Origin of the sequence: Aquimarina rhodophyticola (assembly GCF_042434915.1) — a bacterium.
Lineage (GTDB): Bacteria > Bacteroidota > Bacteroidia > Flavobacteriales > Flavobacteriaceae > Aquimarina.
Map to the genome: position 1 here is coordinate 1,615,575 of NZ_CP170198.1, position 14,233 is coordinate 1,629,807.

The 14,233-nt window shown below is 33.0% G+C and carries 15 protein-coding genes; 9 read left to right on the top strand and 6 right to left on the bottom strand.

The window, feature by feature from the left end; all coding sequences use genetic code 11:
• Nucleotides 1-27: 27 nt before the first annotated feature.
• From ACE939_RS07095 to ACE939_RS07120, 6 genes are all read left to right on the top strand, one after another.
• Complete coding sequence (locus ACE939_RS07095) at nt 28-978, top strand: D-2-hydroxyacid dehydrogenase (protein WP_378188210.1); 951 nt, start codon at nt 28-30, stop codon at nt 976-978.
• 218 nt (nt 979-1,196) lie between these two features.
• Nucleotides 1,197-1,829 carry a DUF937 domain-containing protein gene (locus tag ACE939_RS07100; protein WP_378188211.1) on the top strand — a complete coding sequence of 211 codons (633 nt, stop codon included), beginning with the start codon at nt 1,197-1,199 and terminating at the stop codon, nt 1,827-1,829.
• A gap of 147 nt (nt 1,830-1,976) precedes the next feature.
• On the top strand, nt 1,977-2,486 hold the full coding sequence (locus ACE939_RS07105) for a hypothetical protein (protein WP_378188212.1): 510 nt from the start codon (nt 1,977-1,979) through the stop codon (nt 2,484-2,486).
• On the top strand, nt 2,483-3,379 hold the full coding sequence (locus tag ACE939_RS07110; RefSeq protein ID WP_378188213.1) for an arabinofuranosidase catalytic domain-containing protein: 897 nt from the start codon (nt 2,483-2,485) through the stop codon (nt 3,377-3,379). Before ACE939_RS07105 ends, ACE939_RS07110 begins: the two co-directional genes overlap by 4 nt.
• Before the next feature lie 44 nt (nt 3,380-3,423).
• The gene (locus ACE939_RS07115) at nt 3,424-3,846 is read left to right on the top strand and encodes a DUF6146 family protein (protein WP_378188214.1); all 423 of its coding nucleotides are present in this window, start codon (nt 3,424-3,426) and stop codon (nt 3,844-3,846) included.
• 54 nt (nt 3,847-3,900) lie between these two features.
• Nucleotides 3,901-4,416, top strand: coding sequence for a DUF6787 family protein (locus tag ACE939_RS07120; RefSeq protein ID WP_378188215.1), 516 nt, complete (start codon nt 3,901-3,903; stop codon nt 4,414-4,416).
• Nucleotides 4,417-4,437: 21 nt separating this feature from the next.
• On the opposite strand, the gene ACE939_RS07125 is transcribed toward ACE939_RS07120, so the two are convergent.
• From ACE939_RS07125 to msrA, 3 genes are read right to left on the bottom strand one after another with little or no spacing between them, the layout of a single operon-like run.
• Complete coding sequence (locus tag ACE939_RS07125) at nt 4,438-4,752, bottom strand: hypothetical protein (protein WP_378188216.1); 315 nt, start codon at nt 4,750-4,752, stop codon at nt 4,438-4,440.
• A gap of 49 nt (nt 4,753-4,801) precedes the next feature.
• A complete protein-coding gene (gene folE / locus ACE939_RS07130; RefSeq protein WP_378188217.1) occupies nt 4,802-5,398 on the bottom strand; it encodes a GTP cyclohydrolase I FolE in 597 nt (198 codons plus the stop codon).
• Nucleotides 5,399-5,411: 13 nt separating this feature from the next.
• Complete coding sequence (gene msrA / locus ACE939_RS07135; protein ID WP_378188218.1) at nt 5,412-5,969, bottom strand: peptide-methionine (S)-S-oxide reductase MsrA; 558 nt, start codon at nt 5,967-5,969, stop codon at nt 5,412-5,414.
• A gap of 141 nt (nt 5,970-6,110) precedes the next feature.
• Here msrA and ACE939_RS07140 point away from each other — a divergent pair, with 141 nt between their 5' ends.
• Together ACE939_RS07140 and ACE939_RS07145 are read left to right on the top strand one after the other, a co-directional pair.
• Nucleotides 6,111-8,546, top strand: coding sequence for a DUF5916 domain-containing protein (locus ACE939_RS07140; RefSeq protein ID WP_378188219.1), 2,436 nt, complete (start codon nt 6,111-6,113; stop codon nt 8,544-8,546).
• 57 nt (nt 8,547-8,603) lie between these two features.
• Nucleotides 8,604-9,266 (top strand): ABC transporter ATP-binding protein, encoded by a 663-nt coding sequence (locus ACE939_RS07145; protein ID WP_378188220.1) that lies wholly within the window; start codon nt 8,604-8,606, stop codon nt 9,264-9,266.
• A 45-nt stretch (nt 9,267-9,311) separates the two neighbouring features.
• Here ACE939_RS07145 and ACE939_RS07150 read toward each other — a convergent pair whose 3' ends face one another.
• Nucleotides 9,312-10,151, bottom strand: a complete 840-nt coding sequence (locus ACE939_RS07150; protein WP_378188221.1) for a M57 family metalloprotease — start codon at nt 10,149-10,151, stop codon at nt 9,312-9,314.
• A gap of 126 nt (nt 10,152-10,277) precedes the next feature.
• Complete coding sequence (locus tag ACE939_RS07155) at nt 10,278-11,336, bottom strand: helix-turn-helix domain-containing protein (protein WP_378188222.1); 1,059 nt, start codon at nt 11,334-11,336, stop codon at nt 10,278-10,280.
• Nucleotides 11,337-11,557: 221 nt separating this feature from the next.
• Between ACE939_RS07155 and ACE939_RS07160 the strand changes: the two genes are divergently transcribed.
• Nucleotides 11,558-12,322, top strand: a complete 765-nt coding sequence (locus ACE939_RS07160; protein ID WP_378188223.1) for a TIGR02757 family protein — start codon at nt 11,558-11,560, stop codon at nt 12,320-12,322.
• Nucleotides 12,323-12,409: 87 nt separating this feature from the next.
• On the opposite strand, the gene ACE939_RS07165 is transcribed toward ACE939_RS07160, so the two are convergent.
• Nucleotides 12,410-14,206, bottom strand: coding sequence for a cytochrome-c peroxidase (locus ACE939_RS07165; RefSeq protein ID WP_378188224.1), 1,797 nt, complete (start codon nt 14,204-14,206; stop codon nt 12,410-12,412).
• Nucleotides 14,207-14,233: the final 27 nt, after the last annotated feature.

The window sequence follows — 14,233 nt, forward strand, 5'->3', positions numbered from 1 at the left end:
TCTAGAAATAATAAACAAAATTTTATCATGAAAGTGTTAGCAAATGACGGTGTATCTCAAAGCGGTATAAAGGCTCTAGAAGCAAGCGGTTTTGAAGTTATTACCACTACAGTAGCGCAAGATCAGCTAGTAAACTATATCAACGAGAAAAATATTTCTGTGTTATTAGTTAGAAGTGCTACCAAAGTTAGAAAAGATATTATTGATAACTGTAAAGGATTAAAGATAATAGGACGCGGAGGCGTTGGTATGGACAATATTGATGTTGCTTACGCAAAACAAAAAGGAATCGAAGTGATCAATACTCCCGCTGCTTCGTCTAGCTCGGTAGCCGAACTAGTTTTTGCCCATTTATATAGCGGTGTCCGATTTTTACATGACGCTAATCGCAATATGCCTTTGGATGGCGACAGTAAGTTTAAAAACTTAAAAAAAGCATATGCAGGCGGTATAGAATTAAGAGGAAAAACTTTAGGTATTTTAGGAATTGGTCGCATCGGACAAGAAACTGCAAAAATAGCAATAGGTGTTGGCATGAAGGTTATTGCATATGATCCCTTTATAGATACAGTAGCTATCCCTTTAGAATTTTACGATGGTCAAAAGTTAGATTTTACTATTAATACCGTCTCCAAAGAAGAAGTATTAGAACATGCAGATTTTATAACACTGCACGTGCCTGCACAAAAAAATTATGTTATTGGTGCTAGCGAAATCAATAAAATGAAAGATGGAGCAGGAATTGTCAACGCTGCTCGCGGTGGTGTTGTGGACGAAGTAGCGTTAGTTAATGCCCTAGAAAAAGGAAAATTAAGCTTTGCGGGATTGGATGTTTTTGAAAACGAACCAACTCCTGCTGTGAAAGTTCTTATGAATCACAAAATTTCATTAACTCCTCATATCGGTGCAGCTACGAGTGAAGCGCAAGATCGAATAGGAAAAGAACTTGCAGATCAAATTATTGGCATACTTAAATAATCAATAATTACAATCGATAGTAAAAAGCTCTGTGTTAATTACACAGAGCTTTTTGCGTATAAATAATGATGTAAAGCTATAAAAATGAGTTTTAAAAACAACTTTTGTCGATTTTTCATGTATTTAATCGTGTTTTGATATATATTTTGATTAGATTTAAATGACTACAGATCTAAGAAATAGTAATTTTATTATATAATTTTAAAACACGTATACAAATGTCAGGATTATTAGATTTATTAAATAGTGATATCGGAAAACAAATGATCAGCGGATTGAGTTCTCAAACAGGTCAATCAGAAAGTAAAACTGAAAATGTTTTAAGTATGGGATTACCAGTACTCATGGGCGCTATGAAAAAAAATGCATCTACAAATGATGGAGCACAAGGCCTTATGAATGCCCTTTCAAACAAACATGATGGAAGCATTTTGAATAACTTAGGAGGATTGTTTCAAAACGGAATTGATAGTAATGTACTTTCTGATGGGGCAGGAATTTTAGGACATGTTTTAGGCGGTAAACAATCACAAGTTGAACAAACCATTGGAGCCAAATCAGGCGTGGATAGCAGCTCTGTTAGTCAGATATTAAAAGTTGCAGCTCCTGTTTTAATGGGGTTACTAGGTCAACAAAAAAAAGCGAATAATGTATCTGATTCTAACGGAATTACATCCTTACTAGGTAGTATGCTAGGGGGACAACCTCAAGAAAATCAAAGTTTAATAATGTCTTTAATTGATTCTGATGGAGATGGAAGTGTTTTAGATGATGTTGCTGACATAGTTTTAGGCTCAAGTAAGAAAAAGGGCGGACTTGGTGGTTTGCTCGGAGGATTGTTTGGTAAATAACCTGCGAATAATATTCTAAAAAATGAAAATTGATATTTAATTTGAATTGGTTTTTTGTAAGAATTGTTAAATAATATTTAACAAAAAGTTATTTTTGACTACTTTTACAAGTATAAATTTAATTTATTAAATATCAATTTTACTCTTTTGAAAAAAACTACTTTACTGATTTTACTGCTTGTGACAAGCACTATAACTGCTCAAATTGATGCTTTTTCACTAATGGGACTTCCTTCAGCTACTTCTAATGAGATCAATGCGATTCCTACAGCAACGATTCAAGAAGGTGCTATTATATATGATATTGATAAAAAAACAATCCTAAACTATGATGGTACAGCTTGGAAAGAATTTATGAGCGCTCCAACGGTATCTGTCAAAACAGGAAATTATACACTTAAGCCCATAGATAATAGAAATATATTGACCTTCAATAGCCAAAATGATATTGTATTAACTGTGCCTGCAGGCTTATCTGTAGGATTCAATATTAGTATCTATCAAATTGGAAATGGAAAAGTAACTATAACAGGTGCTGGAGGTGTAACTATAAAAAACAGACTTTCACGATTTAGAACTGCTGGATTGGATGCTGGAGTAGGAATTGTATGTACAGCTCCTAATATTTTTCATGTTACTGGTGACTTAAGAATATGAAAACTTTTTTGATTTACTTTTACTTTCTATGCTGCTCTTTAGGATATGCACAAATAGCGTTATCTAATCATTTTCCTACATTACAACCATCCCATATTATTGACGAAAAATTGACGAATATAAGTTTCGCTTTATCCATGCGTGTTGTCGAATCTAATTACAATGGGCCACTGATTAGACTGCGAAGAGATAGTGACAATGCCGTAAGAGATTTTTGGTTCGCAGATAATGATATCGTAGATGTAGCAGCTATTGATGCTTGGCGTGGAAACGCAAATGTTTTTGTGGTTATATGGTATGATCAAAGTGGTCTCGGCAGAAATGCGACACAAAATACAAACGCGTTTCAGCCCCAATTCATTACAGACCCATCAAGACCCTATTTTGTTGGAGATGGAACTAATGATAGACTTGATATTAACACCAGTATCCAAGTACTTACCAATGCAGGAGTTAACGGATCTATCTTTACTGTAATATTTTCTACAAGTAATAATCAATTCTCTATGGGAACCAGACGCCCAGGTAATAGTCGTGATCGCTGGTCCATACATCTCAATTGGACTGATAATAATGTATATTTTGATTCAGGATTTTGTTGTATTGAGAATGTAAGATCTGCACAAAACCCCAATAATCAATGGCAACAACTTTCTTTTATTCGTGCTAATATTATTCAGTCAATCCGCAGATCTGGAGTCGAATTAAATAGTGGTAATTATACTCAAAATCCTTGTACAGCTACAAATAATTTTGGAATACTATATGCTAATGGAATTAATAATGAGTTTGCCAATAATCGTTTTACAGAAATAATTATGTACAACACGGATATCGAGTTGTCAGATATACAAGAAATTGAAGAAAATCAAATAACATTCTGGAATTTATAATTTCTACAACATAGTATTCATATTGTTTTGAATATTTTTATACTATGAAAAAAATTGTAATAATATTTATTTTAGGAATAACTATTTATAGTTGTAGTTCGTCCAAAAATCAGATCCGTGATCTTGACAAGATTAATAGTAACACAAGTGACACCCTGAGAATTGCAAATGATAGTCTCGAATATGAAATTATAATTATTGAACCTGGTTTTAATGCTTGGATTGTCACTCAGCGTCCTAGGGGTTACTACTCCGAACAATTTTTGGAAACACGCAATAGGAGCAATGTAATTGCATACAATCAACGCGTACGACAGCCACAACAATTTAATCCAAATATTTATATGCAGGAAATTAACTATCAGCAAAATATCCACTATGGATATGAGGTTAATTACCTCTTATACAATTACTTTTTGTTTTTAGAGCAACGGTATAAGCAAAAGTTTTTCTTCTCTAGACGATAAACTTTTAGCACTAACAAGTTTTTGATGTTCGCCTTTTTATAGTAATTTTGCATCATGCAAAATTTTAAAAATCGGTGGGAAATTAATCAGAATTGGCAACTTATATTTCCCTTAGTTGGAATTATTGGATTACTTTTTTCTGGATATCTAGTTGCTAATAAAATGTTAACCAATTTTTCAGAAAGTAATGGCTTATACCTACTAACTAAGTTAATACTTTCGCTAGCCATAGCATTATTCTTTCTTTGGATAACTTTAAAAATATTTAAAAAATTAGAAGACAAATGGGAAGTATCTTATCGTTGGGAATTAATTGCTATTTTTATTGTATTTGCAATTACTGGTTCAACTTCGGCTAAAATTTCAGATCCTATTTTGAGTCTCTTAGGTCTTTCAAACGAAAACACTGCCACCTATATTTATTGGCCACTGCGAATCATTTTAATTTTTCCGATATATCAGATTCTTTTGATTGTAATGGGTTGGCTCTTCGGTCAATTTTCTTTTTTCTGGCAATTTGAAAAGAAAATGTTGTCTCGTTTAGGCTTTTCAAAATTTTTTAAAGAATAGCGTCTTGGATTTTACACTTCGTTATTGAACTACTTCGGCATCAATATCGATTGTATGTATATCCTTATTTACTTTGGTTTTTTGAAATACAAACGTATAGCACCACATCAAGGTAAAAGATGGAATTATATCTGTACCTGGAATTATTTCTTCAATAAACGTTAGTATAGAAGCTATTTTACCTTGACGACCAGGATACATGGTACTCATTTTTTTTGCCGCATAGGGAGCCCATATAAGGTCTAAGAACGGGCCAATTAATGGTATGGCCATTGAAGCCATCCCTAAGAGATCATAGACTATACCTTGTCGCAGTAATTTATATTTATTTTGCATATTTTTTATAGTTTATAACTAATATAACAAAAAAAATGCCAAAGATTTATTACTTAAGATCAGCACTTATTAACTTCAGAAATTCATTACGTGTTTCTATTTTTTCAAATTGACCTCTAAATCCAGAGGTTGTGGTTGATGAGTTTTGTTTTTGAACACCTCGCATCATCATGCATAAATGTTGGGCCTCTATAACCACCGCAACTCCTTTGGGCTTTAAAGTTGTGTTAATACACTCTAAAATATCATGAGTTAGCCGCTCTTGAACTTGCATACGTCGTGAAAAAACATCTACAATTCTAGGTAATTTACTTAAACCCACTATATGACCATTAGGTATATAAGCTATGTGAGCTTTGCCAAAAAAAGGTAGCATGTGATGTTCACACAAAGAATATAACTCTATATCTTTGACGATTACCATCTCATTGTAGTCTTCTTTAAACATTGCACTTCTTAAAATCTCTGCTGCATCTTGATCATAACCCTGCATAAGAAATTGCATCGCTTTTGCCGCTCGTTCTGGAGTTTTTGTAATACCTGCTCTTGTGATATCTTCACCTAAATCTGTTATTATAGATGCAAATTTACTTTTGATTTCTTCAGTAACTTGGATGTTGTACTCCTCTAACTTAGTATACGGCATTCAATTTGAGTTTTTATTTAATTTCCCTTTTTAGTTTACTTTCAAAATTTTTTCTAAGTTTTGCCAGTTTTGGATTAATAACATATTGGCAATAGCCTTGATCGCTGTTTTGATTATAATAGTTATGATGCTCCTGTTCTGCTGGGTAGAACGGTCCTAATTTCGAAATTTCGGTGATTATTGGAGTGTTAAATATGTCATCGTTACTTAGTTTTTTAATGAGTCGCTCTGCAATTACCTTTTGTATGTTATCAACATAAAATATCGCACTTCTATACTGTGTCCCTTTATCTGCTCCTTGTTGATTTAATGTTGTTGGATCATGCGTGTAAAAAAAAACTTCTAACAACTCTTTATAAGATATAACATTTGACCTATACGTAATTTTGACTGCTTCGGCATGACCGGTTCGCCCTGTAGTAATTTCTCGATATGCTGGATTCTTGATAGAACCACCTGTGTACCCAGACACTACCTCTACTACTCCATTTAATCTTTGAAAGACTGCCTCTGTACACCAAAAACATCCCCCGGCAAAAACAGCTATTTCCTGTTGATCTTTAGAATCCATAAATTTTATAATTGTTTAACGAAATTAGTTTATTGATAAACAAGTTACTTTACTTTTAACGTATTATTAATAACTAACTTTATTATAATAATCATAAGTTTGCATTTCATTATAGGAAGTAAGAATTTTTTAACAGACTTTATGACAATTTTAATGCGCTTAGTACTGAGCTTATTCGCTATATGTTGTGTTTTTTCTACATCAGCTCAAAATAATAAGACTATCCATGCACATCGTATAGCAAATCCACCCAAAATCGATGGTGATTTAAATGATGCTATATGGGAAGAGATAGCTCCTTCTGGCAATTTTAACATGTTTCAGCCCAGTAATGAAGGTAGCATTTCAAACCAATCTCGAACCGAGGTTAAAATGGCTTATGATAATAAAGCTGTATATGTAGCAGCTTATATGTTTGACAAAGAGCCAAAAAAAATCTTGAAACAGTTTAGTCAGCGTGATGATGTCTTTGTACAAGCAGACTTTTTTTCTATTGCGCTAAACACATACAATGATGGCATCAATGAAACACGCTTTTTTATCACAAGTGCAGGAACTATAGGTGATGCAAGAGCCGATCAGTTTAATGAAGATTTTAGTTATAATGTAGTTTTCGAAGCTAAAACCACTTCTGATGAAAAGGGCTGGTATGCAGAGTTTAAAATTCCGTACAATGCGCTACGTTTTCCAGAATCTGAGATTCAGGATTGGAGTGTAAATTTTTATCGAAGACTTACCAGACAAAATCAAACGCATAGTTGGTCTCGAATTGATAATTCTGTTGGTCAGCAAACACAGTATAATGGATTGGTTCAAGGTGTTCGCAATATTAATCCTCCTGTACGTCTCACTTTCTTTCCTTTTGTACAAGGAGATGTTTCCCATTTTGAAGGTGAATTTGAAACCAATTTAAGCGCAGGTATGGATGTTAAGTACGGATTAAATGATAGTTTTACACTGGACGCTACTTTAATTCCTGATTTTGGTCAAGCCTCGTTCGATAACGTTAGACTCAATTTAGGACCATTTGAACAAACCTTCGACGAGAACCGACAATTTTTTACTGAAGGAACAGAATTATTTAATAAAGGTAATATTTTCTTTTCACGAAGAGTGGGTAATGCACCATCAGAAAATGTAGAGGAAGAGGATTTAGCCCAGCACGAATTTGTAGAAAATGAACCTCAAAAAGTAAACCTATTAAATGCCATAAAAGTTTCGGGACGAACCCAAGATAACCTTGGTGTTGGCTTTTTTAATGCAGTTACAGAACGTACAGAAGTAACAATAAAAGATTCTATTTCAGGAAAAACAAGAACACAGCTGGTAGAACCTCTAGCAAATTACAATGTTTTTGTGGTGGATCAATTATTTAACAAAAACTCTTCTATTTCTTTAATAAATACTAATGTTACGCGTAGCGGAAGTAAATTTAGAGATGCTAATACCTCTGCCCTAGCGTGGAATTTGACGAACAATGCAAATAGCTTCCGCTTAACTGGGCGAACTATAATGAGTCAATTAAACTTAGCTGATTCAAATGTTTCTGGATTTGCATCAGAGCTAGATTTTGATAGAATTAAAGGACAGTTTCGCTATGGCTTTGGACATGATCTGGCTAATAAAACTTATGATATCAACGACTTTGGAGTTAACTTTACCAACAATTACAACAATTTTAGAGTCAGTACGTCTTTTCAAATTTTTAAACCAACTGCTTGGTTTAACGAATATCGTATACGTATGGTTGCTCGCCATAGGCGATTGTATGATCCCAGTATAAAAACTCAAAATTCTATTGAAGTTGATTGGTTTTTTGCAACTAAAGAACGACTAGCCTTTGGTGGTTTTGCTAATTATAACTCTAAAAATGATGATTATTTTGAACCTCGGGTAGATGGTCGCTTTGTAACTTTTAGAGAAAACGTAGGAGGAAGAGTCTGGGTTTCATCAGACTATCGTAAAAAATTTGCTTATGATATTAGTGTTGGTATGCGAGATTGGATTGGTAACGATCGTAAAAATTTTGAATTAGAGCTTTCGCCACGTTACCGCTTCTCTGATAAGCTACTTATGATTTTAAGTTCTGAATATAGCGTACAAGAAAAGAATATAGGATATGTGAATAATGACGAAGATCTAGATCGTATCTACTTTGGACAAAGAGATATTACTTCTCTTGAAAATTCAATTAATTTAAGTTATAATTTTAATCCTTTTAAAGCGATTAACCTTAAATTTAGAAATTTCTGGAGTACTGCTAACTATGCTGAAAATGTCTTTTCTACCTTAAATGTAGATGGAACACGTACTCAAAATGAGTATTTATTTGAGCCAGATGATGATCCTAATACAAACTTCAATATCTGGAATCTAGACCTAAGTTTTAATTGGCGGTTTGCACCTGGTAGTGAAGCTACCCTACTCTATCGTAATCAAATATTTAATCAAGACGAATTATCTTCAATTAATTACACAGAAAGTATGGATAATTTATTTAATCAACCTATTCAGCATAATCTTTCACTACGCGTTGTTTACTTTTTAGATATAAATAATTTTAAACGTTCTTCTTAACCATTAGCATTGGTTAATTATCCAATTATATTTACTTTCACACTTCAAATTAAACTTATGATCAAAGCAAATCAGATTTTTAAAAGTTACGGTACCTTGGCTGTTTTAAAAGGTGTAGATTTGCACATTCATGAAGGTGAAATTGTTTCTATTGTAGGAGCTTCGGGAGCAGGAAAAACTACTTTATTACAAATTCTTGGCACCTTAGATAAAGCTGATACTAAAAAGGAAAGCGAACTTATTATCGATAATACGGCTATTAAATCACTTTCTCAAAAGCAATTGGCTAAGTTTAGAAATGAAAAACTTGGTTTTATTTTTCAATTTCATCAACTTTTACCAGAATTTACTGCATTAGAAAACGTATGTATCCCTGCATTTATTAAAAACACGTCAAAAACTGCAGCAATACATCGCGCAAAAGAGCTTTTAGATTTTCTTGGACTATCTAATCGCTATGACCATAAACCATCAGCTTTATCTGGGGGTGAACAACAGAGAGTAGCAGTAGCTCGGGCTTTGATTAATAGTCCAAAGGTGGTATTTGCAGATGAACCATCAGGAAACTTGGATAGCGAAGCAGCCAAAAAACTACATTCGCTTTTTTTTGAATTAAGGGATAAGTTTGGTCAAACGTTTGTAATTGTAACTCACAACGAAGAATTAGCCGATATGGCTGATCGTAAGTTAGTTATGGTAGACGGTAACATTGAAAATTAAAAGGGCTGCCAAAAAAGGCAGCCCATGTACATATTTATTCTTTTTTTAATATAAATACTCGATAGCGGTTACATCGTTTCTATTTAGCACTCCATTCTCATTACCTGTGGCACATGAGATCATAATGGATGTTCTATCAATCCCAGTCGGCGTTCCTGGGATATGAATAGCTCCTACAGAACCAGCACCCTCATTACTTCCGTCGCAAGATCTAGCAAACCAATCTGTATGTCTAAGGCCGATACAGTGTCCCATCTCATGAGTAATTACATGAGTAGCGTATGTCACTCCATTATTAGAAACACTAGGACCTATTCTCGCCCATTTGTAAACATTACCACCAGATGGAAAACCAGCCTGTCCCCCGCCACCTAGGTCACTACGAACATAAACAACCAAGTCTGCATTTTGATAATTTGTACCAAAAGTTAATCTCATATTCAACGTTGAATTAACATTATTATAGTTGGCTACAGCTCTCCTTAACGCTTCTTGATTCGTCGCATTTAGACCTTGGCCACTACCGCCAGTGTATCCTAATACATCTATGGTTCTATTAGCACTTGATATTAGGTTGTTTGTACGATATTGCTTAGTTCCATTTGTATTAGACTCCAAATTGGGCAAAGTCTCAAAACCATCTACTGGTATTGTGATATCACCTGATACAAAATACTCTGCAGTATCACCATTAAGTAATGAAATTTTTTGAATTGTTACTTCGTCAATATTGACACCCATATCAAACAATTTACTTAATTGTTCTTTTGTAGGCTCGTTATTGATTTCTTGAGTTTCTGTAGAAATCTCATCCTTTTGACAAGCAGTAAATAGTAAACTACCAGTCACTAATACACTTAGTGCAATTTGTTTTACATTTTTCATAATTATTGAGTTTGTGTTTATGAATCTCAAAGCTCAACTATTATTGATCAAATAGCAACAAAAAAGTGTCTCAAATCTTGTTTTAGGACATCCTGAAACATGATTTAACACATACAATTTAATACGTCAGTTCTCGATGTTTTTTGCATAAGCGGTTGGAGATTCTCCTACAATGCTTTTAAAGTTTTTATAAAATGATGCTCTAGAATTAAACCCTACTTCATCTGCTATAGCAGATATACAGTATTTTTGATGTGAATCTGATTGCAGTAATTTCTTCACTTCTTCAATACGATAAGAGTTAATAAAAGTATTAAAATTTTTGTTTTCAATCACATTAATAGCTTTTGAAATATTACGTTGCGGAAGATCTACTTCTAAAGCTATTTTACGTAAGTTAATCTTGGGGTCTAGATACGCTTTATCAACCTCCATATGGTGTTTAACTCTGGCATATATCTCTTTTAAATTATTTTTATCCTCTTGTTTTTTGGGTGGGTGAATGGTGTTGACAATATTAATTTGCACGATACTTGCAATACTTATATAATACATAGTTAATAAATAACTACTATTAAATAGTATTACGATAGTTTCATTATCGTTAAAATAAAATCTTAAATAACTAATAATATTTAAGATACTACCCAAAATGCAAAATATACCTAGCCATATAATAGATTTAAATCTTTTGTTTGTATAATATCTGTTTAACAATGTATGATGAGCCACTACCTGTTTAAGTATTAAGGTGCTCATAATAAAAAAATATACTATAGAAATAATACGACTTATATGCCAAAAGTATGTGGTTTGTATATATTGATGTATTTTTGGTCGAATACATATGGATAAAAAGAGTACAAAAAATACCAAAAATTCAATAATTGCTGGAATGTATGTTTTCCATTTGTATTTCATTCTTTTTCCAGAAGTTTCAGCTGCAAAAAGATATAAAAAATTAATCGTAAGAAGATTGAAACGAAATGGTAAATAATAAATTGAAGGATGGACAGTATCCATACGATGAATAAAAAACATAAGTATCTCGATGAGTAACGTAAGAAAGAAAAATCCTAGATATCGATTTAACTTATATTTTTCTGATCGATAAAAAAATAAAATCCCTGTGACCATAAAAGTTTGAATTCCAAGTAATAGAAATATAAATTCTTTTGTTTCCATAATTTTATTCGAATAATAGAGTAACTGACATCTTATTGGGTCTTAACATCATACTAATTCAATTAAAAATAGCAAAAGTTTAAAGTACTGAATTAGTATTTGAAAAAATCAGGTAAAAAGACTTAGTATTTATGGTTTTTACTTTTTTTATCAATGGTTAAACTGCTTTTATGATTTTATCTTTGGGATTTAAAATAATTAAACTTTAAATAGTACTCCTGATGCAAGCACAAGATTTAAAAGAATTTTTGGATCAAAAATCCTTCTATTATGAGCAACCCGATTTTATTACAACCGATCCCATTCAAGTACCACATCGATATACCAATAAAAAGGATATTGAAATTTCAGGGTTTTTGACTGCAACTATTTCTTGGGGCAATAGAAAAAGTATACTCAAAAATGCACATCGTATGATGGACTTGATGGGTAACGATCCATATAACTTTGTGATGTATCATACAGATGTAGATTTAACCAAATTAAACGGTTTTGTACATCGTACTTTTAATGCCATCGACTTTGCCTATTTTATTAAGGCGTTACAAGCTTTATATAATACGCATGGTGATATGGAGTCTTTTTATAGCCAATTTGCCCGTCATGAGAACCTAAACTATGCGATACATGAGTTTAAAAAAGAATTTTTTGCTCTACCTCATCCAGACCGCACACAAAAACATGTGAGTGATCCTTTAAAAAATTCGGCAGCAAAGCGTATTCATATGTTTTTACGATGGATGGTTCGCAGTTCAAAGGGAGGGGTCGATTTTGGTATTTGGAAAACAATTCCCCCTAAAATACTGTCATGCCCATTAGATGTACACTCTGGTAATGTAGCCCGTAAATTGGGTTTACTTAACCGTAAACAAAATGATGGAAAGGCATTATCAGAATTAGATGAAAGTTTACGCTACCTTTGTCCAGAAGATCCGGTAAAATATGATTATGCGCTTTTTGGTTTAGGGGTTTTTGAAAAGTTCTAAACTATCTACTAAAACCCATCTTTGGGTATGTGATGGGTTTATATGCGCTACAATTTTTGTTTAATTTACTAACAACTTTTTATAGTTTTAACTATCTGTTGCAACTTGATAATCGGTTAATGTTTTAAGATACGCTATCAAAGCTTCTAATTCTGCATCCGTTAACTCTAATTTGTCAAATGGCAAGGTTTGATGTGGCAGGTCAAAACCTAAACCTGCTCCTCCCCCCAGATTATAAAATTCCATCACTTGATCCAATGTTTTATATACCCCATTATGCATATATGGAGCTGTCTTCTCAACATTGCGTACGGTAGGCGTTTTAAACATTCCTTTATGAATTGACTCTTTAAATTTCCAATAGAAACCGGTATCATTATCTAACTCTAAATTCGCTTCAGTTTGGGGTACTCCAATTACTTCTTTTTCAGTCTCTGTATAAAAGGGTGGTACGGTTCCATTCATTAAAGGAATAAAGTGACAGGTAGCACAAAGAGCCTTGCCAGCAAACAAATTAAATCCTTGCTTTTCTTGTTCGGTAAAAGTATTTTCGTCTCCCCTTATGTTTCTATCAAACTTAGCATTAAAACCATTTAGTGTCCCAATAAATGAGGAAATAGCTTTTATCACTTCTGTATTTCGACTGGATAATCCACCGTAAGCTTTATTAAATAATTCTATATAGGTAGTATCTTTAAGAATTTCATTTGAAAACTGATGAACTGTAGAATCAAACTCTTTTTCATTGGTGAAAACTGATGCTATCTGATCCAATAATGTTTGTGATCTTCCATCCCAAAAGAAGCTGCGTTGATAGATACTATTTATCAAAGTAGGTGTGTTACGCAACAAGGGATTTCCATTATTATCCAAACTATTAACTAAGGTATCGCTGTATGCCTCGTTAGGAAGATGACATGTAGCACATGAGATTGTCTTATTTTTGGATAAATTTTTATCAAAAAATAATCGCTCTCCCAAAGCTATTCGATCTCTAGTTGTATTACGATTAATTGCTGAAGTAAAATATTCTGTGTTGAAAGAATCATGCTCAAAAAAAGTAGGTGCATTAAAATTAAATGGAAATGCTAGGTTATCCTTCCATAATCCAGATTTTTGACGCATTGAAACCCATAATCTTGTAATTGGATTCATGTAATCTCTCAAAAAAGTATACCTATCAAAATCTTCAAAAGATGGTTGTGTTTCTATAAACCGAATAGCTTTTACTATTGAATCTAAAAAAGCTGAATCCAAATCTGCATCCTTTTTTTTGATGTCCATTTGTATAGTCATTGTATAGACATCTGCCAAACTTTGTAATGACAACGCAGATTCTTGAAGTCCTAAATGACTTATAGGGGTATCAAAACCTGTTATTCCTAAACTTATTATTCGCAAAAGTTGTTGATGTGTAGCAATAAAAAATCGTTGTGCATTCAAGGGTCTCTTTGCTACAGACTTTGTCAATGTTTTTAATAATCCAATTGTAATATCAACCTCTCGTCTAAAATGAGCAGTAGCCATTTTATCTTCATATATGGACTCCTCGATTGTTTGCAGACCTACAGGTTCTATGATCTTTTGATTGTCTTCTTTGAAAATAGGTAGAGCGGGGCCGTTAACACGGTGACCCACCGATGGATTAAGGTACGATGCATAAGGTTCTGCCTTTTTAAAAGCATTTCTAACCGATGCAAATATAACTTTTGCCTCTTCAATTTGTAAATCTTTTCTTTTTAGGGTGGTTAGTTGATTAATTGATGTTTCTAAATTGGTTAAGTAGTAGTGCTGAATTGGCGTCCAATTAATTTCATATTGCTTTGTTTCTTTTGAACAAGATATCATAAACAATAGAATACCTAATTTTAAATAAACTTTCATTAAATTAAAATATTAAAAACGAGTAAA

Coding starts and splice junctions, on each gene's coding strand:
- ACE939_RS07115 (WP_378188214.1), top strand. CDS start 3,424: ATGAAAAAAATTGTAATAATATTTATTTTAGGAATAACTATTTATAGT.
- folE (WP_378188217.1), bottom strand. CDS start 5,398: ATGCCGTATACTAAGTTAGAGGAGTACAACATCCAAGTTACTGAAGAA.
- ACE939_RS07160 (WP_378188223.1), top strand. CDS start 11,558: ATGCAAGCACAAGATTTAAAAGAATTTTTGGATCAAAAATCCTTCTAT.
- ACE939_RS07120 (WP_378188215.1), top strand. CDS start 3,901: ATGCAAAATTTTAAAAATCGGTGGGAAATTAATCAGAATTGGCAACTT.
- ACE939_RS07125 (WP_378188216.1), bottom strand. CDS start 4,752: ATGCAAAATAAATATAAATTACTGCGACAAGGTATAGTCTATGATCTC.
- ACE939_RS07140 (WP_378188219.1), top strand. CDS start 6,111: ATGACAATTTTAATGCGCTTAGTACTGAGCTTATTCGCTATATGTTGT.
- ACE939_RS07145 (WP_378188220.1), top strand. CDS start 8,604: ATGATCAAAGCAAATCAGATTTTTAAAAGTTACGGTACCTTGGCTGTT.
- ACE939_RS07110 (WP_378188213.1), top strand. CDS start 2,483: ATGAAAACTTTTTTGATTTACTTTTACTTTCTATGCTGCTCTTTAGGA.
- ACE939_RS07150 (WP_378188221.1), bottom strand. CDS start 10,151: ATGAAAAATGTAAAACAAATTGCACTAAGTGTATTAGTGACTGGTAGT.
- ACE939_RS07100 (WP_378188211.1), top strand. CDS start 1,197: ATGTCAGGATTATTAGATTTATTAAATAGTGATATCGGAAAACAAATG.
- ACE939_RS07155 (WP_378188222.1), bottom strand. CDS start 11,336: ATGGAAACAAAAGAATTTATATTTCTATTACTTGGAATTCAAACTTTT.
- ACE939_RS07165 (WP_378188224.1), bottom strand. CDS start 14,206: ATGAAAGTTTATTTAAAATTAGGTATTCTATTGTTTATGATATCTTGT.
- ACE939_RS07095 (WP_378188210.1), top strand. CDS start 28: ATGAAAGTGTTAGCAAATGACGGTGTATCTCAAAGCGGTATAAAGGCT.
- msrA (WP_378188218.1), bottom strand. CDS start 5,969: ATGGATTCTAAAGATCAACAGGAAATAGCTGTTTTTGCCGGGGGATGT.